A 20958-nucleotide genomic window follows, 5' to 3' on the forward strand; every position below is an offset into this window, starting at 1 on the left:
CTGGAACCCCGTCACAGGGAGAGGGCGAAGTCTTTGAGGATGTCTTCGAAGGTTCGGGTCTGGCCTCGGGTGTAGGCGGTGGTGAAGGGGGCTTCGCCCAGGTCGGCGCGGGTGGCCGCCTCGATGGCCAGGGCGTCGGCCAGGGAGAGGTCGCGGGTGCCGCGCAGGGCGTCGGCCGTGCCGAGGAGTTCGGCGGCACGGACGGGGTCGCCGAGGACGCGCGCACGTTCGGCGTGGCCGGCCAGGACCTGCGAGACGATCGGGTAGTCGCGGGCCTGGACGGCGCAGCGCAGCGCTTCGTCCAGGCGCGCGGTCGCCTCGCCCATCGCGCCCAACGCCATGTCCAGCTGGGCGCGGGCGCAGAGGACCATGGCGCGGAAGTGCGGCGGATCTGAAAGGTTCTCGGTGAGTTCGTCCGCGTGCGACAGGCGGCGCAGGGCCTCGGCCGTGTCGCCGGAGCGGCGGGCGAGCTCGCCGAGCTGATAGTGGAGCGCGACGGTCTCCTCCTGCCCGCGGATGCCGTCGGGGTCGCGCAGGGCGGCGTGGAGCATGGCCTCGGCCCGGTCTCGCTCGCCCATCAGGTCGAGTTCGTTCGCCAGCTTCATGCGGACGTGCAGGAGCCCGGCGGTTCCGCCGCCGAGTTCCGCGTCCAGCCGGAGCGCCTCCTCGTAGAGGGCGGCGGAGCCGGAGTGGTCGCCGTGGCGGCCGAGGACCTCGGCCTGCGAGGTGAGCGTGAACGACAGGCCCCAGCGGTCTCCGGACTCGCGGAAGGCGGCGAGCGCCCGCGCGAAGTCGGCCTCGATCGCGCCGAGCCGGCCGAAGTTGTGCGCGATCTGACCGTGGACGAAGTATCCGATCCCCCGCACCCACGGGTCGGGGTCCACGAGCAGGGCGTCGCTGCCCAGAATGGACGGGCTGTCCCAGCCGACCTCGTACATCTGCGTGGTTTCGAGCATCAGCCGCAGCACCGGGTGCAGGGACGTGCGGTCGAGGCCGGCGCAGATGTCCTGGGCGCGGGCGAGCCAGGCCGGGACGCGGTCACCGCGCCGGCCGTCCAGCGAGGCCAGGGCGCCGAGCGCCAGGGCCCGGGCGGTGACCTGATCGTCGGGGACGCCGGGCAGGGCGAGGATCTCCTCCAGGGCGTCGGCACCGTCGCCGAGCCGGCCGTGCAGGAACCAGTACCAGCCGAGCGCCGCGCAGAGCCGCATCGCGAGCGGCGCGTCCCCGGCGGAGATCGTCCAGCGCAGCGCGGCGGACGTGTTGTCCTGCTCGGCGGTCAGGCGCCGCAGCCAGGGAAGCTGGCCGGCGCGGGTCAGGTGCGGTTCGGCGTCCTCCGCCAGCCGGACGAAGTGCTCGGCGTGCGCCCGCCTGACCGCGGCCTCCTCGCCGGACTCGGCGAGCCGTTCGAGACCGTAGGCGCGGATCGTCTCCAGCATCCGGTAGCGGGGCTCGCCGCCCGTGCCGGTGACGGTCAGCAGCGACTTGTCGACGAGCGCGGCGAGGACGTCCAGGATCCCGGCGGGGTCCAGGCCGGGCCCGGCGCACACCGACTCGGCGGCCTCCGCGGTCGCGCCGCCGGGGAAGACGGCGATGCGGCGCCAGAGCGCGCGTTCGGGCTCGTCCAGGAGGTCCCAGCTCCACTCGACGACGGCCCGGAGCGTCCTGTGGCGGGGCATGGCGGTGCGGCTGCCCGAGCTGAGCAGCGCGAACCGGTTCCCGGAGCGGAGCTCCGGCGCAGCGGAGGGAGCCGGTTCGGCCTGCCCTTCCGGGGCGTCTCCCCGCAGCAGACCGAGCCGGACGGCGACCTGCTCCGGTGTCATCGCGCGGAGCCGGGCGGCGGCCAGCTCGATCGCCAGCGGCATCCCGTCCAGCGCCCGGCAGATCCGGACGATCGACGCGGCGTTGGCCCCGGTGACCTCGAATTGCGGCGAGACCGCGGCGGCGCGGTCGGCGAACAGCCGGACGGCCGGGCAGGCCAGCGCCTCCTGCGGGCCCGCGGACGGCGCCGGCCGCTCCAGCGGCTCCACCGGCCAGAGCGTCTCCCCGGTGATGCCGAGCGGTTCCCGGCTGGTCGCGAGGATCCGGACGCCGGGGCAGCGCTCCAGCACAGCCTCGGCGAGCCGGGCCGCGGCGTCCAGCAGGTGCTCGCAGTTGTCCAGCAGGAGCAGCAGCCGCCTTTCCGACAGCGCCGAGACGAGCCGGCCGGCCGGGTCCGGGGTGTGCCCGGCGGTGATCAGGCCCATCTCGCGGAGCCCGAGCGCGGTGAGGACCGCGGCCGGGACGTCGGCCGGGTCGGTGACCGGGGCCAGCTCGACGAGCCAGGCGCCGCCCGGCATCCGGCCGGCCAGCCGCCCGGCCGACTCCAGCGACAGCCGGCTCTTGCCCGAGCCGCCGGGCCCGGTCAGCGTGACGAGCCTGGTCCGCGACAGCATCTCGTCCACCTGGCGGAGGTCGGCGTCGCGACCGATGAAGCTGGTCAGCCGGGCGGGCAGGTTGCCCTTCGACGGGGGCTCGGGCGGTGCCGCCTCCGGCCGGAGCGACGCGTCGTGCCGGAGCACCGACAGGTAGACGGCCTCCAGTTCGGGTGACGGGTCGGCGCCGAGCCCCTCCTCCAGGGCTCGCCTGGCGTCCTCGTACAGGGCGAGGGCCTCCGCCTGACGCCCGGCCGCATAGAGGGCGCGCATCAGCAGGGCGATCACCGGTTCGTGCAGCGGATCGCCGGCGGCGAGGGCCCGCAGTTCGGGGATCAGCTCGGCGTGGCGGCCGAGCGCCAGTCCGGCGTCGAGCCGCTCCTCCAGCGCGGTGCGGCGGAGTGAGTCCAGGCGCGCGGCGGGCGCCTCCGCGAAGCGCAGCCCGGCCGCGTCGGCGAGCGCCGGGCCGCGCCAGAGGGCGAGCGCCGCACCGAACCCGGCCGACCGCGCCTCCGGGGAGGCGGCGCGGCGCGCGGCGCGCACCCGCGCCTCGAAGTCATGGGCATCGACCGCCTCGGGAGGCAGGGCGAGCCGGTACGCGCCGGGCCGCGACTCGATCGCGTCGCGTCCGATCGCGGTGCGCAGCCTCGACACGAGCGACTGCAGCGCGTTCGGCGCGCCGCGCGGCACCTCGTCCTCCCAGAGCGCGTCGATGATCCGCTCGGCCGGGATCACCGTGCCCGGGTCGAGCGCGAGCCGCGTCAGCAGGACCCGCAGCCGCGCGCCCCCGACCGCGACGGGCGCGCCGTCGTCCGCCCGCACCTCCAGGGGCCCCAGTATCCCGATCCGCACACCCCGATTCTCCCCCAGAACGGGCGACGCCCCGGCGGTCGCGGGGACCGCCGGGGCGTCGTGGTGCCGTGGATCAGGCCGCGGACTCGGTGGCCTTGGCCTTCGCCCTCGCGTCGTCGAGCGCCGCCAGCTCGAAGTCGGCGCGCGGCTGCTCGATGGTGGCGAGTGAGATGGTCTCGCGCTTGAGGAACAGCGCGAGCGTCCAGTCCGCGATGACGCGGATCTTCCGGTTGAAGGTCGGGACCATCGCACCGTGGTAGCTGCGGTGGAAGAACCACGCGGGCCAGCCCTTGAGCTTGATGCCCAGGGGGTTCGCCACGCCCTTGTGGAGGCCGAGCCCGGCGACGGTGCCGAGGTTGCCGTGCACGTAGGGCTTGAGGGCCTTGCCGCGCAGCGACCGGACGATGTTGTCGCCGAGCACCTTGGCCTGGCGGACCGCGTGCTGGGCGTTCGGCGGGCAGAACATGCCGTCCTGGGTGAGGTCCGGGATCGCGGCGTTGTCGCCCGCGGTGAAGGCGCGGACCAGGCCCTCGATGGTGAGGTACTCGGTGCCCTTCACGCGGCCCCGCTCGTCCACCGGGAGGTCGCCGTGCCGGACGACCGGGGACGGCTTCACGCCCGCGTTCCACACCAGCGTCCCGGCCGGGAAGCGGCTGCCGTCCGACAGCTCGATCTGCCCGTCCACCGCCGACTCCAGGTAGGTGCCCATCTTCACCGCGATGCCGCGGCCGCGCAGCTGCTCGGCGGTCCACTTGCCCATGTCCGGGCCGACCTCCGGCAGGATCCGGTCGGTGGCCTCGACCAGCACGAACCGCAGGTCCTGCGGGGTGACCTTGCGCATGTACTTCGTCGCGTCGCGGGTCATGTCCTCGAGCTCGGCGACCGCCTCGACGCCGGCGAACCCGCCGCCGACGAACACGAAGGTCAGCGCCTTGCGGCGCAGCTCCACATCGTCGGTCGACTCGGCGATCTCCAGCTGCTCCAGCACGTGGTTGCGCAGGTGGATGGCCTCGCCGACCGTCTTCAGGCTGATGCCGTGCTCGGCGAGCCCGGGGATCGGCAGCAGCCGCGGCACCGCGCCGGCCGCCATGACCAGGTAGTCGTAGGAGATCCGCTCCGGCGGCCCGGCCAGCGGCTGGACGATGGCCCATCGCTCGTCGTGGTTCAGCTCGGTGACCCGCGCCTTGCGGACGGTGCACTTCGGCAGCACCCGGCGCAGCGGGACGACGACGTGCCGCGGGGAGATGTTCCCGGCGGCGGCCTCGGGAAGGAACGGCTGGTACGTCATGTACGAGTTGGGGTCCACGACGGTGACCTTCACCTCGCCCCGCCTGAGCTCGCGCTTCAGCTTCTTCTGCAGGCGCAGGGCGGTGTACATGCCCACATAGCCGCCACCCACGATGAGGATGTGGGGAGCGCCAGGGGTCCCCTCGGCGGTCCTGGCCATTGCGGCCCTCCAATGTCACGGTCGGCTTGTGAAGACATTCACAAGCTAGCTCATCGACCGCACTCGACACCAATCGATAACCACGAAAGAACGACGAAACTTCCGCTTCTGGCAAACCAGAGCGCTAGATCGGGTGTGAAACCCGCCACTCCTTCGCTAATTTTCGGCTGGAACGCGGCAAAGCACGCATGACGAACGTCACAGTGCCCCCGGCGGGGCCGGCCGGGCCCGAGGCCGGGCGAACGGCCCGTTCCACCCCCGGGAAAGCCCTAAGGTTGGGGCGGACGAGGAAGGGGGCGCCGGCGGCGGGACGCACGCGGCCGAGATGCGGGGCCGAGATGACGGCGATCCGGCGGCGCGCGGCGTACGATCTCGCCCGGGAGCGTATCGATGATGAGCAGAGACCGGCGTCCGATCGCGGCCGCGGCGGGGGCCCTCGCGCTCGCCGGGGCCCTGAGCGGCTGCGGCCTGATCGGCGCACCGCAGAACAAGAGCGCCGAACTGTCGGAGTGGTTCACGGTGACCAGCCCGGTCTTCCGGGATGGCGGCGACTTGCCCCCGCGGTACGGCTGTTCGACGTACCCTGGCGGACAGGGAAAGACCCCGCCCCTCCGTTGGTCGGGCACGCCGGCCGGGACCAGATCGTTCGCGATCGTCGTGGACGACCCGGACGCCTCCGGCGGCGCCCGCGTCCATTGGGTGATCGCGGGCATCGACGGGACGGTGAACGAGATCGTCGAAGGTGCCCGGCTGGACAGGACCGTCGAAGGGTTGACCACAGGCAGGAAGAAGGCGGGCTACGCGCCCCCGTGCCCGCCCAAGGGAAAGAAGCACCGGTACCGGTTCACCATCTACGCGCTGGACGATCCGGCACCGTTCCAGAACGGCGCAGAACTGAAGGACTCGCTCCCCGCCATCGCCGAGCACACGGTGGGACGCGGACGGATCACCGGGAACTTCGGCGGCGAGCGGGCGCGTTGACCGTGGGGCCTGTGAGCACAGGGTCAGGGCGAACGCCTCCGGGGACCGGAGCTGACAGGGGTGTGCGGGTCGGCGAGGTTTGCCGATCGGCACTCGCCGTGTGAGGGTAAATGTGCGCGAAGGGTGTGACAACGGTCATAGCGGTCGGAGAGAATCGAGCTGAGCCGAGGCGGCGGAGGCCCGTGACAATCCGGTCGCTGGCGACAATCGGGACGGACCCGCGGTCCGCGCTGGCGACTCTCGCCGGGCCAAGGCATTGGGTGGTGGCATGACTTCTTACATCGTGGTCTTCGGCCTCATTGTGGTCGTGGTCCTGGTGGTCGTCCTCGTGGCCCTGGGCCTGCGGGCCAGCAGGGCGGGACGCGACGACGACGACTGGATGGACGACGAGCCGAAGCAGCCGCGCGGCCGCCGTGGAGCCCCACCGCAGGAGCCGATGGGCGGCGGCCCGGACGAGTACGGCCCGGGATACAACGACGGTTACAACGACGGGTATGACGAGGGCGGCTATGACCGCGCGCCCGAGCCCGCCGTCGACCGCCGCGTCGCCGGCGGCGGCCCGCTCGCCGCTCCCACCGCCCCGCCCCCGCAGGCGCCGCCGGCTCCCCAGGCGCCGCCGCCTCCGCCCCCCGGCCAGGCGTCCGACGAGATGGAGGACGACGACTACTGGGCGACGATCACCTTTGACAAGCCCAAGTTCCCCTGGCAGCACGACAATGACGGCCAGCGCCCGGAGCCGGACCCCGCCGCCGATCCGCTGAACGCGCAGGCTCCCCCGCCCGAGCAGCCGGCGGTCGAGCCGCCGGGCCTCACCCAGCCCGTGTCGCTGGGCGCCGACGGCACCGTCCTCAACGGTCTCGGGACGGGCCCGCAGCAGATGCCCTCCGGTCCCGCCGGATTCCAGGGCGGCTCCCCGTTCCCGGGCAACGACCCGTTCTCCGGCAACGACCCGGGCGCGACCTCGCTCGACCCGATCCCGGCCGACCTCGCCGGGCCGGGCGGTTCCGGCATACCGGGCGCCCCGCAGGCTCCCTACGGCGGCCCGGGCATGCCCGACCAGCCGGCGTACGGCGGGCAGGAGCCACAGCCCGCGTACGGCGCGGCCGACTACGGCCCCGGCGACCCGTCCTACGGCGGGCAGGACCAGTACGGCGTGCCCGACCAGCAGCCGCAGTACGGCTCCCAGGAGCCGTCCTACGGCGACTACGGCTCGGATCCGCTGGGCGGCGGCCGGCCGGCCGCCGCGGGCCCGCCGCCGGCCCGCCCGGACTTCGACATGCCGCTCGGCTCGTCCGGCCCCGGCGGGCCGCTCGGCGGCGGCGACCCGCGGGTGTCCGACCCGCTCGGGCTGCCGATCGGCCGCCCCGACGAGCCGTCCGCACCGCCCGCTCCCCCTGTCACCCCGCCGGCTCCCGCGGCTCCCATGGCACCGGCCGCGCACGCCGGCCCCGGCGGGGGGTCGGACACCGACGGCCACAAGCTCCCGACCGTGGACGAGCTTCTCCAGCGCATCCAGTCCGACCGGCAGCGGTCGGCGCCCCCGCCCGCGTCCGACACGGGCGGCTCCTACGGCGGCTCCCTCAACGACCCGCTGGGCGACCCGCTCGGCACCGGCTCCTACGGGACGAACGCGCCGGGCGCGCCTAGCTCACCGGGTCCGCAGGGCACCGGGAACACCGGTCCGTGGCCGGCGCCGTCCGGCGGGCAGGGCGGCGGGTACGACTCGGGCATCGGGTCCGGCCCGGGCTACGACTCCGGGATCGGGACGTCCTCCGGGTACGGGCAGGGCCAGCCGGGCGACGGCTATCCGACGGCCCCGGCGTACGGCGAGTCGCCGCGCTACGACGACCCGCTCGGTGGCGGCCGCGAGCCCTTCGGCGGGTTCGGCGGCGCGGAGGGCGGCCAGGGTCCGGGCACCGGTCCGGGAACGGGTCCGGGCGGCGCCGGGGCCTACGGCGACTTCAGCGGCAGCAGCTACAACGGCGGCGACCCGCTGTCCGCGCCCCCCGACCAGGGTGCTCCCGGCGGCTACGGCGACCCGAACGCCACCCAGGCCTACGGCCCCGGCTACCTCGGCGGCACGCAGCAGCCGGGCGGCTACCAGCAGGGCGGGCCGCCGAACGACAACCCCCAGTACGGTTCGCAACAGCCCACCGACGACTGGGAGAACTACCGCCGCTAAGGCCTGTTCAACAAGTCCTGTGGTGGGGGTTTGTTGAACAGCCGGGTTCGTGGTCGGTGTCTGTCCGGCGTGACCACTGCCCTGCCCGTGGCGGGTGGGGGTGGTTCATCCGGGGTCGGCACCGTACTGGTCCGGGTTCGCCGAGCAGAGGCCGCTCCCCGGTCGCGGCGCCGAGTCTTCCGGCGGGGGTGTGGGGGGTGGCTGCCGCGCTTCCCGTCCCGGCACCGGATGAGCCGGTGTGGGGGGTGGGGATGGGTGCGGTTGACTCGGTCAGGGCTCCAGGCAGCCCCGGCCCGCCGCTGCACAGCACGCGGCGGGAGGTCTGGTAGTCCACCCGTGCGGTGGACGGGTCATCACAGTCGTCGAAGCGGATGAAGGCCGCTAGGGCGGCGGCGACCAGGTCCGGTCAGGCCGCATCCGCCGTCCTCGATTGGGCAGTGGTGGGTGCGCACGTCCAGGGGTTTGGGGACGCGTCGCCCACATGGGCAGTGCTGGGACAGGGCGGTGATGCGGGTGGAGGCGCGCAGCAGCCGCCCGTCGGCGGCGCGGCATTGGTGGTCGAGTGCGGTGATGAGGGTGCCGGGGGTGAAGCGGGCGCAGGCCCGCCCCCACAGCCGGAACCAGGCGGTGATGCGGCAGTCCTCGATCACCAGATCCGCACCATGAACGGCGACGATCTGCGCGGCGATCTGCCGGGCCTTGGTGACGCGGGACTGGGCGGCACGCCAGGACGCGGCGGCGTGCCGGGCGCGGATGCGCCGATAGGTCTTGGATACCTCGTCGCGGCGTGGGGAGCGGACGGGTTTGCCGTCGGCGCGAGTGACACGCGGCCCACCCGGCACCTGCACCTGCTTGGCCGCCAATCCGGCGGCCTGGCGGCGAGGTTGGAGACGTTGCCGTCGACCCCGCCCCGCCGGCCGGACGGAACCTTCGCCCGGCGCGCCGCGGTCGAGGCGGGAACGAACGCCGGTTTCAACACCATCAGATGCGCCTCGTACACCCACCCGCCCGGCCCGGCCGGGTCACGGCGCCGGACCAGGTCGACCTTGTGCCACGCCTGCGGATCATCCAGGGCGTGCACCAGGTGCGGCCACTGGCCCGCGCCCTGCGGCAGCCGCACCGGAACCACCAGATCACCCCGAACCCCGTCCGGGCCACCCGCGAACACCAGCACCAACGGCCCGCCATACTCCCACCACACCCCCTTCCGGCCACGCGTGCGCGGCGCTGCCGGGACCGGCATCACCCGCGGCTGCGCCAGCACGCTGGTCCCCGGCGGTAAGCCCGCCGTGCTTCGCGGTGACAAGCCGTCCGGAAGGCCATCTGGCAGATCCGGTGCCGCGTGGGCGGCCAGGTGACCGGCCAAGGTGCCGTGCAGCCGGAACGTCTCCCACTTGCGGGCCGTGCTGTGCGAACGGGCCCGACCCGGGATCCGGGTGAACTCCCACCACGACCCGGTCTTGGGCAGACCCTGGCGGCGACCCGAGGCGTCCGGGAACAGATGCCGCTCCAGCCCCGCCCACACCTCATCGGCCAGATGCATCGCCACCGCCTTGGACAGGTGATGCCGCAGATGACCCGAGGCGTCCAGATGCCGGTACGCCGACCGCTCCAACCCCTCCCGCGACAACCCCAACCGGCCCCGCCACACCTCCGCCTCATCCTTGCAACGACGGCCGCGTCCAGCCCGGTAGGCGACGGCGCGGGACCGGGCATCCCGCCGCACCGCCCGCTTCAACGACCACGCCGCCGCAAACAACCGCTCCAACCGGCACCGGGCAGCCGGATCAGGAGCCAGCCGCAACCGCACCACCGTCACCGCATCCGGACGCCGCCACGCCGGAGCCTTGTTACGCCCCCGAAACCGCCGAACCCCAGCCCCGGCCACGGGCCCGCCCACAGCATCGGACACGACAGCGGCCATGACGTCCGCACCCGAGGGTGCGGTCGCCGGGTTGCCACCCCCTTCACCGGCTGCGTACGGCATCATGGCGAGCACATTACGTCACCGTGTTCGAACATGCGAGCGACAGGCCGGAACGACATCCGGCTGGTCCGCCGCACGCCAACCTCAACTCCAGAATGCACCGCGGCCCACATCCCCGTCCGACCCCCACAGCAACCCTTTGAATGCGTCCTGAACGCGCGCACCGCGCCGAGGGCCGCCGGATCCGTCCGGCGGTCCTCGTCTCATCCGTGGTCGCCCCCCGCCGGCCGCTGCTCAATGCAGGGCGCGCCCGCACTCGCGATCAACCGCGTGGCTCCCAGGCGAAGCGGAGCGAATCCTGGTTATATGCATTGAGTGACTCCAAAGCCACTCAACGTAACCACGCTTCGGCGGGACCTGCTCGCGTCGTTCGTCGTGTTCCTGGTCGCGATCCCGCTGTCGCTGGGCATCGCGGTGGCGTCCGGCGCACCGGTCGCCGCCGGGCTGGTCGCCGCCGTCGCGGGCGGCGTCGTCGCGGGCCTGATCGGCGGCTCGCCGCTCCAGGTCAGCGGGCCGGCCGCCGGGCTGACCGTGGTCGTGGCCGAGCTCGTGCAGACCTACGGCTGGCGCGCCACCTGCATGATCACCTTGCTCGGCGGGCTGCTGCAGCTCCTGCTGGGCGCCACGCGGGTCGCCCGTGCCGCCTTCGCCGTCTCGCCCGCCGTGGTGCACGGGATGCTCGCCGGGGTCGGCGGCGTCCTCGTGCTGGCGCAGGTCCACGTGATGCTGGGCGGCAGCCCGCAGGGGTCCGCCGTCGCCAACCTGCGGGAGCTGCCCGGCCAGCTCGTGCACCCGCACACGCATCCGGCCCTCGTGGGCGGTCTGACCCTCCTCGTCCTGCTGGTCTGGTCCCGGCTGCCCCGCGGCGGGTGGCTGCGCCTCGTCCCCGGCCCGCTGCCCGCCGTCGCGCTCGCCACCGTGGCGGTCTGGTCGCTCGGCTGGAACGCGCGGCGGGTGGACCTCCCCGACACCCTCCTCGGCGGCTGGAGCCCGCCCGTCCCGCCGCACGGGTCGCTGCCGGGCATCGCGGGCGCGGTCGTCTCCGTCGCGCTCGTGGCGGCCATCGAGTCGCTCCTGTGCAGCGTGGCGATCGACCGGGCACGGCCGGCCGGCGTCCCGCGCGCCGACCTCGACCGGGAGCTGCTGGGCCAGGGCGCCGGCAACGTGGTGTCGGGGCTCCTCGGCGGGCTGCCGGTCGCGGGCGTGATCGTCCGCAGCACGGCCAACGTCGAGGCGGGCGCCCGCTCCCGGACGTCCACCGTGCTGCACGGCGTGTGGGTGCTGGTGCTCGCGCTGTCCTGCGGCCCGGTGATCGAGCAGGTGCCGCTGTCGGCGCTCGCGGCACTGCTGGTCGTGCTCGGCATGAAGCTGATGGACACCGCCCGCGTGCGCGATCTCCGGCACCACCGTGAGTCGCCCGCCTACTACGTCACCTTCGGCGGTGTGGTCCTGCTCGGCCTCGGCGAGGGCGTGCTGCTCGGCATCGGGGTCATGTCGGTGCTGGCGCTGCGCCGGCTGACCCGGCTCTCGGTCCGCTCCGAGCAGCTCGCCCGGGAACCGGACGACGGCCCCGGCCCGGCCCGCACGCACGTGGTGGTGGAGGGCACCCTGACCTTCCTCGGCGTCCCGAAGGTGACGCGTGTGCTCCAGGCCGTCCCGGCCGGTTCCAGCGTCGACCTGGACCTCAACGTCGACTTCATGGACCACGCCGCGTTCGACGCGATCCACCAGTGGCGGCTGGCGCACGAACGCCAGGGAGGCAGGGTCGACATCGACGAGGTTCACGAGGCTTGGTATGAAAGAGCCGTGACAGGCGATATGTCCCAACCACGTAAAACGCCCCCCAGCCGCTGGTGGGCCCCCTGGGCGAACCGGCGGCGGCGCTCGGAGGCCGAGCTCGACGCGCCCGAGATGTCCCCGGCGGACGTGCTGCTGAACGGCGTCCGGGAGTACCACGGCCGCACGGCCCGGCTCGTCCGTCCGATCATGGCCGAGCTCGCGATGGAGCAGAAGCCCGAGCACCTGTTCATCACCTGCGTGGACTCGCGCGTCGTCCCCAACATCATCACCGCGAGCGGGCCCGGCGACCTGTTCATCAACCGCAACGTCGGCGCCCTCGTCCCCCGGTACGGGACCCGGACGCCCGACGACTCCGTCTCCGCCACCGTCGAGTACGCCACCAACGTCCTCGACATCCGGACGATCACGGTCTGCGGCCACTCCAACTGCGGCGCGATGGCCGCGCTGCTGGCGGGCGGCACCGAGGTCGAGCACCTGCACGGGCTGTCCCGGTGGCTGAAGCACGGGAACCACAGCCTCGCCCGCTTCCTCGCGGAGGACCCGTCCGGCGACGAGCCGCCCCTGGCCCGCCTCTGCAAGATCAACGTGATGCAGCAGCTCGACAACCTGCTGACCTACCCATGGCTCCGGGAGCGGGTCGAGGCCAGCGAGATCGAGCTTGTCGGCCTCTACCTGGACATCCAGTCCGCCACCGTCGAGATCCTCGACCACACCACCGGGGCCTTCGTCCCCGTCCCCGACGAGGCCCCGGACACCCGGACCCTCACCTGAGCCGCGGGCCGTCCCCGGCAGGACGGCCCGCGGCCGGCGGGTTTCTCACCAGTGGCCGACGAGTTCGTCGTCGTGGCGCGCGTAGTCCCGCACGTACACCCCCGTCACCCGGCGCGCCTGCCGCGTGCGCCGGTCGGCGGCCGGAAGGAACAGGGCGTCGCGCCGGCTGGCGCGCGAGAAGTCCCACAGGTACGCCAGGCCGCCCAGCATCCCGGCGACCACCATGGCCGCGAACACGATGATGATCATCACCGCTCCTTTCCCCGGGGCCCAGCACCGCTGCCCCGCCGCCGTCACCGATCAGGGCGATCAGCTCTTACCAGGACGGTAATGGCCGCGTTTCAAGCTCTCTGTGTCGTATGACCCGATTCCTGGGAGTCGCACGCCTCAGCGCAACTTCATCCCGCCGGTTGCGGAAGGCTGATTTCAACGGACGGTTGCAACGCAAGTTTTTTGGTTGGCTGCGGGCGCGGTCCCGCAGCCGGAGCACAACCCAGGAGGTTCTTCCATGACGGAGAACATGAGGTTCAGCCGCCTGAACCCCTACGAGGAGCAGGTCGAAGTCAGCGCCGACAAGAGGCGGCGGACGTACCCCGACGGAACGCAGCTGGTCAAGCCGCGGGACGGCGAGAAGCCGACTGAGGGCGAGGGCGAGATCAAGATCACCTTCAGGCTCAGGCCCGAGGGGGATCGGCTCCTCTGCCGCCCGGACGGGAGGAAGATCCTCCTCACCGGGCAATGGACCGGATGGGAACTGGTTCACCCGTCGGCCGGCGAGAAGTCGGCCGGCGACGCCACCGAGGAAGCCGTTCCGGACCAGCCCGAGTGACTGGTCGGAAGCGGCGTCCTAGCACCGACAGGGGCCCGGCTACCACCGGGCCCCACCTTCGTGCCCTGCGTGTGCCTGAAGAGGCTTGAGCCTGGCCGCGGTCCCGGCCGGGAAGCGGGGCGGACGAGCCGGCCTGTAAGCCGGGTTCTGTGCCCGCCGGCCCTCGCGGGCGGCGGGTGACGGCCATCCATCTCGGACCGCCGTTGCCGGCGGCCTCCAGCGGTCTACCCGCAGGCTCGGGCGAGCAGCCCTCGGACACCTGCGCGGGGCCTCTCGCGGGGCCCCTTCTTGACCTTGCTCCGGGTGGGGTTTACCGAGCCGCCCACGTCACCGTGGGCGCTGGTGAGCTCTTACCTCACCGTTTCACCCTTACCACCGGCGGACCGGTGGCGGTCTGCTTTCTGTGGCACTGTCCCGCGGGTCACCCCGGGTCGGCGTTACCGACCACCCTGCTCTGTGGAGCCCGGACTTTCCTCGACGGGGATCGCTCCCCGACGCGGCCGTCCGGCCGGCTCGTCCGCCGTACTTCAAGGTTAGCGGCTCCGTGTGCTGCACACGCACCCGTCGGCGCCCTTGTATCCGGTCCCGGTCAGGACGGGAGGTGGTGCGTGTCGTTGTAGGTGCGCAGGGTCGCCGGCCCGTCGGTGTACCAGTCGATGGACGACAGCGCCGCCACGTCCAGATGCATCCGGTACAGGGCCGACATGGGCGCGCCGAGGGCGTCCTTCACGAGAAGCTTGATGGGCGTGACGTGCGAGACGACCAGCACGGTCTGCTCGCGGTACCGGACCTTCAGCTTGTCCAGGGCCGTGCGGACGCGGCGGGACACCTGGGTGAAGCTCTCCCCGCCGGGTGGCGCGACGTCCGGGTCGGCCAGCCACGCTTTCAGTTCGGCGGGCCATCCCTTGCCCGCCTCGGCGAACGTGAGCCCCTCCCAGTCGCCGAAGTCGGTCTCCCGGAAGCCGTCCTCGGCACGGACGTCCAGGCCGGTGACGGCGGCGACCTCGGCCGCCGTGTCGCGGCAGCGGGCCAGCGGCGAGGTGACGATCGCGTCGAGCCCCCGGTCCTTGAGGGCGAGGGCGGCGGCGCGGGCCTGGGCGGCGCCGTTCGCGGTGAGCCGGATGTCGCCGATCCCGGCGAAGCGCTTCTCAATGGACAGTGGCGTCTCGCCGTGCCGCAGCAGGAGCGTGGTCATCGGCGTGGACGAGACGGGCCGTGGCGGCGGCTCGGGCTCCCCCGGCGTCTCCTCCACCTTGCGGGTCCAGTGCTCGCCGCGGGCGGCGGCGTCCATGGCCTCGTTGGCGAGCCGGTCGGCGTGCGCGTTGCGGTTGCGGGGGATCCAGCCGTAGGAGACCGAGCCCAGCCCGGCGGCGAGCTCGCGGGCCTCCAGCGCCAGCGGCACCATGTCCGGGTGCTTGATCTTCCAGCGGCCGGACATCTGCTCCACGACGAGCTTGGAGTCCATCCGGACCTCGACGCGGGCGGACGGGTCGATCCCGGCGGCGGCCGTCAGCCCGGCGATCAGGCCCCGGTACTCGGCCACGTTGTTGGTGGCGTGGCCGATCGACTCGGCGACCTCCGCGAGGACCTCGCCGGTCAGCGCGTCCCGGACGAGTGCCCCGTACCCGGCGGGGCCGGGGTTGCCGCGGGAGCCGCCGTCCGCCTCGACGATCAGCCTGCGAGAGCTCCCGCGTCCCCCGGCGGCCGCACTCACAGGCCCGACTCGGGGGTCCGGACGAGGATGCGGCGGCATTCCTCGCAGCGGATCACCTCGTCCTCGGCGGCGGCCCGGATGCGGTTCAGGTCCACCGTGTTGAGCGCCAGGTGGCAGCCCTGGCAGGCGCCGCGGAACAGCTTGGCCGCGCCGACGCCGCCGAACTGGCCGCGGAGCTTCTCGTAGAGGGCGAGCAGGTCGTCCGGGACGTCCTTGGCGACGGCGGTGCGCGCGGCGCTGGTCGTCCCGGACTCGTCGTCGATCTCCCGGCTGACGGCGTCGCGGCGGCCGGTGAGCCCGGTCAGCTCCTCCTGCGCGGCGGACCGGTCGGCGCGGAGCGCGGTGACCCTGCCCTCGGCGGCCTCGGCGCGCTCCATGATCTCCAGCACGACCTCCTCCAGGTCGGACTGGCGGCGGTGCAGCGACTCGATCTCCGTCTGCAGGCTGCCGAGGTCCTTCGCCGAGGTCACCTGCCCCGAGTCGAGCCGCTTCTGGTCGCGCTCGGCGCGGGTGCGGACCTGGTCGACGTCCTGCTCGGCCTTCTTCTGCTCGCGCTGCAGGTCGCCGACCTCGGTCTCGGCCGCCACGATCGCGTCGCGCAGCTCGGTCAGGCGGCCCTCCAGCCGCTCGATCTCCGCGAGCTCGGGCAGCGTCCGGCGGCGGTGCGCCAGCCGGTCCAGCGAGCTGTCGAGGTCCTGCAGGTCGATCAGGCGAAGCTGGGCTTGCGGTGCGGCCTTCATCGTGCACCTCCGGCCTGGATGGCCACTCCTTCAGGACGGCACGGGAGCAGCAGGGCTCCCGAAGTTGACTTACTCAAGTCCACTCCCGCTGTAAAATCCGTGATGTGAGGACAGCGTACAAGTGTCGGACGTACCCGACCCCTGAACAGGCTGCGGTGCTGAACCGCACGTTCGGGTGTGTACGCCTGGTGTGGAACAAGACGCTGGCCGAACGCCACAGCCGCTATCACCTGTATGGCGAGCCGACCACCTACAAGGAGACGGATGCAACGCTGACCGCGTGGAAAAAGACCGCTGAGCTGGCTTTTCTGAACGAGGTATCCTCGGTCCCCTTGCAGCAGACGCTGCGGCACCAGCACGCCGCATTCCAGGCGTTCTTCACCGGGCGCGCCCGTTACCCCCGCTTCAAATCGCGCAGCGGCCGCCAGTGCGCGCATTACACCCGTTCGGCATTCCGTATGCGCGACGGTGAGCTGTGGCTTGCCAAGACTGCCGGGCCGCTGCCCTTCGTCTGGTCGTGGCCTTCTGTGGACCTGACCAGGTTGAGCCCGACGATGATCATCGTATCTCGGGAACCGGACGGCCGCTGGTTCGTCACCCTCGCCGTCGACGAGGAGGCGCCGGCCCCTGCCGCGCCGACGGGCGAGACGGTGGGTATCGACCTGGGGCTGAAGGACTTCGCCGTCACCAGTGAGGGCGTTCGCATCGCGCACCCACGGCACATGGAGCGTCATGAGCGACGGCTCAAGCGCTACCAGCGGCAGATGGCGCGAAGAACGGCGGGCTCGCAGAACCGTGAGAAGTCCCGCCGGAAGGTCGCGCGACAGCACGCCCGGGTGGCCGACGCCCGCCGCGACTTCCTGCACAAGACCACCACCGATCTCGTGCGCCGCTACGACGTGATCGTGCTCGAGGACCTCAACGTCTCCGGCATGGTCCGCAACCACAGCCTGGCCCGGGCGATCTCCTGCACCGGGTGGTCGGAGCTCCGGTCCATGCTCGAGTACAAAGCTGCGCGGCTGGGACGTCGCGTGGTGGTGATCGACCGCTGGTATCCGTCCTCGAAAACATGCTCTGCCTGCGGGCATCTGCTCGTGCGCCTGGACCTCGGCACCCGGTACTGGGAGTGCCCCGACTGCGGCGCCCGGCACGACCGGGACATCAACGCCGCCAAGAACATACTGGCCGCCGGGCTGGCGGTGACCGCCTGTGGAGCGGGTGTAAGACCAGCGGGGGCACCGCCCCCGAGGCCGCCCGCCGGGAAGCAGGAAACCCGACCCGAGAGGGAAGGACTCCCCGCCCCGCCGGGCGATGGAGGAGGTCAATGTGCTCCTTCTTCGTGAAGGCGCCACGCGTCGGTGACGAGCGTGGACACCCGTGTCTCCAGCTTGCCGGTTTCCGGGGAGGCCGCCGCGAGCCGCCGTTCGGCGTCGGCGAGCCAGGGCCACTCGGTCGCCCAGTGCGCGGCGTCCACCAGGGCGGGCCCGCCCTGCTCGGCGAACTCCGAGGCGGGGTGGTGCCGCAGGTCGGCGGTGAGGTAGACGTCGACGCCGGCCGCCTGCGCGGTCCCGAGGAGGGAGTCGCCCGCGCCGCCGCAGACGGCGACGGTGCGGACGACCCGGTCCGGATCGCCCGCCGCCCGCACTCCCCAGGCGGTGGACGGCAGCCCGGCGGCGGCCCGCCGGGCGAACTCCCGCAGCGGGACCGGCTCGTCCAGCTCACCGATCCGGCCGAGGCCGCGGCGCGGATCGTCGTCGGCGGGGACCATCGGACGCAGCTCGCCGGTGAGGCCGACGGCCCGCGCGAGCGCGTCCGACACGCCCGGATCGGCGCGGTCGGCGTTGGTGTGCGCGGTGTGCAGCGCGATCCCGTTCGTGATCATCCGGTGGACGAGCCGTCCCTTGGGGGTGGTGGCGGCGACCGAGTGCACCCCGCGCAGCAGCAGCGGGTGGTGCGTGACGATGAGCCCGGCCCCCCATTCCAGCGCCTCGTCGATCACGGCGGCCACCGGGTCGACGGCGAACAGCACCCTCCCGACCTCCCGGCCGGGATCGCCGCAGACGAGGCCGACGGCGTCCCAGGACTCGGCCCACGCGGGTGGATAGAGCTCCTCCAGAGCCGTGATCACATGGGATAGGCGCACGTCCCGCAGGCTACCGCGCCGAGCCGCTCCCAACGAGCCACCGAGCGTCACCACGGGGCGCCAGGGTCTGTAACGATATGGGACGGGACAGTGCACGATCGAGGGAGGAACGCCATGTCGGCTTCCGGCGCCGCCGCGGAACCGGAGCCCATCAAGCCCGTCGAGCCCGTGGCGGAGCGTCCGTACATGCCCGGCTACGGCATCCAGGGGCCGGACGAGGGAAGCGGCCTGCTGCCGTGGTCCTGGGCCGTGGAGCGGCTGCGGGCCGCCCGCAACTTCTGGGTGTGCACGGTGCGTCCGGACGGACGCCCGCACGCCATGCCGGTATGGGGCGCCTGGTCGGGCGAGGCGCTGCTGTTCAGCAGTTCGGCCCCGTCCCGGAAGATGGTGAACCTGCGGCTGAACCCGCAGGTCGTGGTGACCACCGAGGAGGCGGAGAACCCGGTCGTCATCGAGGGCCGCGCCGAGGTGATCACCGAGCCCAGGGATCTCCAGCGGTTCATCGACCTGGTCAACTCCAAGTACGCCACGCGCTATCGTGTCGATTTCCTGGACCCCGAGGTGAACGCGACCGTCGCGGTGCGGCCACAGTCGGTGTTCGGGCTCCGCCAGGGAGATTTCACCGGTTCTCCCACCCGGTGGTCGTTCATAACCTGAATGTCCGCTGGGATCATTCTGGAGACTCATCGCGTTGGAGACTGTGTGAAGTCACCCTTTCGACGCCGGAAGCGCGTCAAGCGCGTCAAGGGCCGTCCCATGGGCACGCGCCCGGAGGCGGCCGAGCCGGAGGCCGTCGAGTGGCCCCGTGAGGGGACCGGCAAGTCGTCCCTGATGGGGGCCATCCGCGGCGACGGCGAGACCGGCGCCGGCTTCGGCGGCGGCATGTTCGAGGATCTCGCGTCCGCCTTCGAGGGCTCGAAGAAGGTCAAGCAGGAGGAGCAGCAGCGGCAGAAGGTGCTGCGCCAGGACGACCACGAGCAGACCGGCTCCGGCGAGGTCCGCGACGATCTGGACTCGGGCAAGATCCAGATCCGCCGGACGCCGCGGACCGAGTGATCGTGCCCGATTTGTATCGAACATAGGTTCGAAGTCGGGTTATCCTGCCCTGGTGAGCACCTACGTTCCGCCCGGCTGGCCCTCGCAGGTGCACCCACCGGGCACCGACCGTTTCGAGGACACCGCCCTCGCCTGGCTGCTCGAGCTCGTCCCGCCCGAGTACCGGCGGTACGGCGTCCTGCGCCGCTACCCCATCGCCCTCGCCCGGATGGCGCGCCACCACGTCGACGCGGCCGTGGAGGCGGCCCGCGAGGGCTTTCGCACGGCCCGCGTCGATCTGGGGGACGCCGTCCCGCCGCACGGCATCGAGTCCGTGCTGGAGGCCTACCGGCGCGAGGGCGCCCGCCTCGTCGCCCTCCGCCAGGCGATCGAGCTCGTCGAGACGGCTCTGCGCGGCCTCGCCGAGCCGGACGATCCCACTCATCGCCGCCCCTTCACCCCCAAGCTGTGACCACCGTGTTGACGCTGTGTCGTGGCGTGCGCAAGCCTTGACCTGTTCCTGACGGGAGGCGGGTTTCCGGTGAGCACACCACCTGGGTGGTACCCAGATCCAGAGTGGATGGGCCGCGAACGCTACTGGGACGGACAAACGTGGACAAAGCAGTCACGCCCCTTCTCCTCCCGAGCCCGCCGCCGAGCCTCCCTGAGCGCCACCCCGCCTCCTGAACCACCTCAACGCCCCCAGCCGCCACCGGCAGAGCCCCCACCGGCCGGGCCCCCACCGGCAGAGCCGGCACCGCCCACCGCTCGGCCCGGTCCCGTTCCGCCACCCCGGCCGCCGGCGGCACCGCCCGCGGATCCGGCGGCCAGGCCCGCGGCACCTGCGCCCCGTCTCGGGCGCGTTCCACCCGCGCCCCCGCCACCCGCCGCGCCCCCGCCACCTGCCGCGCCCCCACCACCCGCTGCGGCCCGGCCCGGCCCGGCCGCGCCCCCGCCTCCTTCACCGGCGGCCCGGCCGCCGCTGGAGCAGGCTCGGATGGAATCGACACCGCCGCCGACGGCCGGTGCACGCAAGCCCCGGCCGCCGCGCCGCCGCCCGCCGCGGCCGGCCGCCCCCCAGCCCCCTTCCCACCGCGGCAGACCGGTGCACGTCCCACCGCCGGCGCCGGTGCCGGTGGCCGACGTGCCGGCGGTTCCGGCGCCCGGCATGGCGCCGGTCCCGGTTCCGGGCGCCGAGGTCGGGCCGGCGTCTGCTCCGCCGGGCGCGCCGGCGCGGTATCTGCCGCCGGGACGGTCGCAGGAGGCGTCCGGGCAGGCCGGCCTGGTGGTCGGTCTCGTCGCGGCGTCGGAAGGCGTTCTGGTCGCGGCCGCCGCCTTCGGAGCGCACCTCGTCTGGCCCGTCTGGGGCGCGGTCGCCGCGGTCGCGGTTTGGGCGGTCCTGCTGTCGGCCCCCCTGACCGCGCGACGCGCCTACGGCTATCGGGAGCCGGACACCACCGAACGCGTCCGGCTGGGGCAGTCGTGGCGAGACGTGCAGTACCGCGCGGGCGCCGGTGCATACCGGCTCGTGGTCGTCGAGTCGGACGAGCTGAACGCCTGCAGGCCGTTCGGGCGGACGGTCGCGGTCACGTCCCGTTCGGCGCGTTCACTGCCGCCCGGGCACCTGGAGGCCGTCCTCGCCCATGAGCTGGGACATCTGCTGGGGTGGCGGGCGGTGCCGGCGTTCGTCCACGCCCAGCTGACGCTGCCGAGCCGCGCATTGCTGTGGACGCTCCGCAGGCCCTGGTCTCCGATCGTCCCGATGTGGAAGAAGGCCGTCGAATGGCACCGGCCGATCGGCTTCCTGCCAGTGCTCCTCCTGGCCGTCCTCGCGACGGCGGTCACGGTCGTGGTGGCGGTGCCCGCGGCCGTCGCCTACGCTGCCGCCGCGTCGACACGGCTGCTGAGCGCGCACGGTGAGGCCCGGGCGGACGCCGCGGCGGTACGGATGGGGCTCGGCGCGGAACTGGTCGCGGCCGTGGAGCATCGCATCGAGCATCAGCCGCACGGGCTGCCGCTCCCCCTCGTCCGGCGGGCGCAGGCGCTGCGCCGGCGGCTGGGCTGAG

At 73.1% G+C, this 20958-nt stretch carries 16 protein-coding genes, 1 other RNA gene and 1 pseudogene; 10 read left to right on the forward strand and 8 right to left on the reverse strand.

What is annotated here, in order from left to right; translation table 11 throughout:
- Nucleotides 1-11 precede the first annotated feature (11 nt).
- Together ACQPZP_RS30975 and ACQPZP_RS30980 are read right to left on the reverse strand one after the other, a co-directional pair.
- On the reverse strand, nt 12-3263 hold the full coding sequence (locus tag ACQPZP_RS30975; protein WP_433473248.1) for a BTAD domain-containing putative transcriptional regulator: 3252 nt from the start codon (nt 3261-3263) through the stop codon (nt 12-14).
- Nucleotides 3264-3336: 73 nt separating this feature from the next.
- Nucleotides 3337-4710, reverse strand: coding sequence for an NAD(P)/FAD-dependent oxidoreductase (locus ACQPZP_RS30980; RefSeq protein WP_433473249.1), 1374 nt, complete (start codon nt 4708-4710; stop codon nt 3337-3339).
- Between the two features lie 390 nt (nt 4711-5100).
- Between ACQPZP_RS30980 and ACQPZP_RS30985 the strand changes: the two genes are divergently transcribed.
- Both ACQPZP_RS30985 and ACQPZP_RS30990 read left to right on the forward strand, forming a co-directional pair.
- The gene (locus ACQPZP_RS30985) at nt 5101-5691 is read left to right on the forward strand and encodes a YbhB/YbcL family Raf kinase inhibitor-like protein (protein ID WP_433462911.1); all 591 of its coding nucleotides are present in this window, start codon (nt 5101-5103) and stop codon (nt 5689-5691) included.
- 268 nt (nt 5692-5959) lie between these two features.
- The gene (locus ACQPZP_RS30990; RefSeq protein WP_433473250.1) at nt 5960-7873 is read left to right on the forward strand and encodes a hypothetical protein; all 1914 of its coding nucleotides are present in this window, start codon (nt 5960-5962) and stop codon (nt 7871-7873) included.
- Between the two features lie 353 nt (nt 7874-8226).
- Here the strand turns inward: ACQPZP_RS30990 and ACQPZP_RS30995 are convergent, their stop codons facing one another.
- Complete coding sequence (locus ACQPZP_RS30995) at nt 8227-8715, reverse strand: hypothetical protein (protein ID WP_433473251.1); 489 nt, start codon at nt 8713-8715, stop codon at nt 8227-8229.
- A 1460-nt stretch (nt 8716-10175) separates the two neighbouring features.
- On the opposite strand from ACQPZP_RS30995, the gene ACQPZP_RS31000 reads away from it, so the two are divergent.
- Nucleotides 10176-12431, forward strand: coding sequence for a SulP family inorganic anion transporter (locus tag ACQPZP_RS31000; RefSeq protein ID WP_433473252.1), 2256 nt, complete (start codon nt 10176-10178; stop codon nt 12429-12431).
- 45 nt (nt 12432-12476) lie between these two features.
- On the opposite strand, the gene ACQPZP_RS31005 is transcribed toward ACQPZP_RS31000, so the two are convergent.
- Complete coding sequence (locus ACQPZP_RS31005) at nt 12477-12680, reverse strand: hypothetical protein (RefSeq protein WP_433473253.1); 204 nt, start codon at nt 12678-12680, stop codon at nt 12477-12479.
- A 259-nt stretch (nt 12681-12939) separates the two neighbouring features.
- On the opposite strand from ACQPZP_RS31005, the gene ACQPZP_RS31010 reads away from it, so the two are divergent.
- The gene (locus ACQPZP_RS31010; protein WP_433473254.1) at nt 12940-13260 is read left to right on the forward strand and encodes a hypothetical protein; all 321 of its coding nucleotides are present in this window, start codon (nt 12940-12942) and stop codon (nt 13258-13260) included.
- 120 nt (nt 13261-13380) lie between these two features.
- Here the strand turns inward: ACQPZP_RS31010 and rnpB are convergent.
- From rnpB to ACQPZP_RS31025, 3 genes are all read right to left on the reverse strand, one after another.
- An RNA gene (gene rnpB, locus ACQPZP_RS31015) (RNase P RNA component class A) lies at nt 13381-13776 on the reverse strand.
- Between the two features lie 73 nt (nt 13777-13849).
- Nucleotides 13850-14974, reverse strand: coding sequence for a bifunctional RNase H/acid phosphatase (locus tag ACQPZP_RS31020; RefSeq protein WP_433473255.1), 1125 nt, complete (start codon nt 14972-14974; stop codon nt 13850-13852).
- On the reverse strand, nt 14971-15714 hold the full coding sequence (locus ACQPZP_RS31025) for a zinc ribbon domain-containing protein (RefSeq protein ID WP_433473256.1): 744 nt from the start codon (nt 15712-15714) through the stop codon (nt 14971-14973). The genes ACQPZP_RS31020 and ACQPZP_RS31025 overlap by 4 nt, the downstream gene beginning before the upstream one ends.
- Before the next feature lie 104 nt (nt 15715-15818).
- On the opposite strand from ACQPZP_RS31025, the gene ACQPZP_RS31030 reads away from it, so the two are divergent.
- A complete protein-coding gene (locus ACQPZP_RS31030; RefSeq protein WP_433473257.1) occupies nt 15819-17057 on the forward strand; it encodes an RNA-guided endonuclease InsQ/TnpB family protein in 1239 nt (412 codons plus the stop codon).
- Here ACQPZP_RS31030 and ACQPZP_RS31035 read toward each other — a convergent pair.
- Complete coding sequence (locus tag ACQPZP_RS31035) at nt 17036-17857, reverse strand: Nif3-like dinuclear metal center hexameric protein (RefSeq protein ID WP_433473258.1); 822 nt, start codon at nt 17855-17857, stop codon at nt 17036-17038. The two genes, ACQPZP_RS31030 and ACQPZP_RS31035, sit on opposite strands and share 22 nt — an antisense overlap.
- A gap of 114 nt (nt 17858-17971) precedes the next feature.
- Between ACQPZP_RS31035 and ACQPZP_RS31040 the strand changes: the two genes are divergently transcribed.
- The 5 genes and pseudogenes from ACQPZP_RS31040 (at nt 17972) to ACQPZP_RS31060 (ending at nt 20957) form a co-directional block, all read left to right on the forward strand.
- Entirely contained in the window at nt 17972-18514 is a 543-nt protein-coding gene (locus ACQPZP_RS31040) for a pyridoxamine 5'-phosphate oxidase family protein (protein WP_433462918.1), read from the forward strand.
- Between the two features lie 99 nt (nt 18515-18613).
- On the forward strand, nt 18614-18913 hold the full coding sequence (locus ACQPZP_RS31045; RefSeq protein ID WP_433473259.1) for a DUF6191 domain-containing protein: 300 nt from the start codon (nt 18614-18616) through the stop codon (nt 18911-18913).
- A gap of 52 nt (nt 18914-18965) precedes the next feature.
- The gene (locus tag ACQPZP_RS31050) at nt 18966-19364 is read left to right on the forward strand and encodes a hypothetical protein (protein WP_433462920.1); all 399 of its coding nucleotides are present in this window, start codon (nt 18966-18968) and stop codon (nt 19362-19364) included.
- A gap of 69 nt (nt 19365-19433) precedes the next feature.
- Nucleotides 19434-19517, forward strand: a pseudogene (locus ACQPZP_RS31055) (DUF2510 domain-containing protein); the annotation flags it as partial.
- 519 nt (nt 19518-20036) lie between these two features.
- Nucleotides 20037-20957: a M48 family metalloprotease gene (locus ACQPZP_RS31060; RefSeq protein ID WP_433479703.1), complete on the forward strand. Its 921-nt coding sequence runs from the start codon at nt 20037-20039 to the stop codon at nt 20955-20957.
- The last annotated feature ends 1 nt before the right edge of the window (nt 20958 follow it).

Origin of the sequence: Spirillospora sp. CA-142024, from assembly GCF_050942325.1 — a bacterium.
Lineage (GTDB): Bacteria > Actinomycetota > Actinomycetes > Streptosporangiales > Streptosporangiaceae > Spirillospora.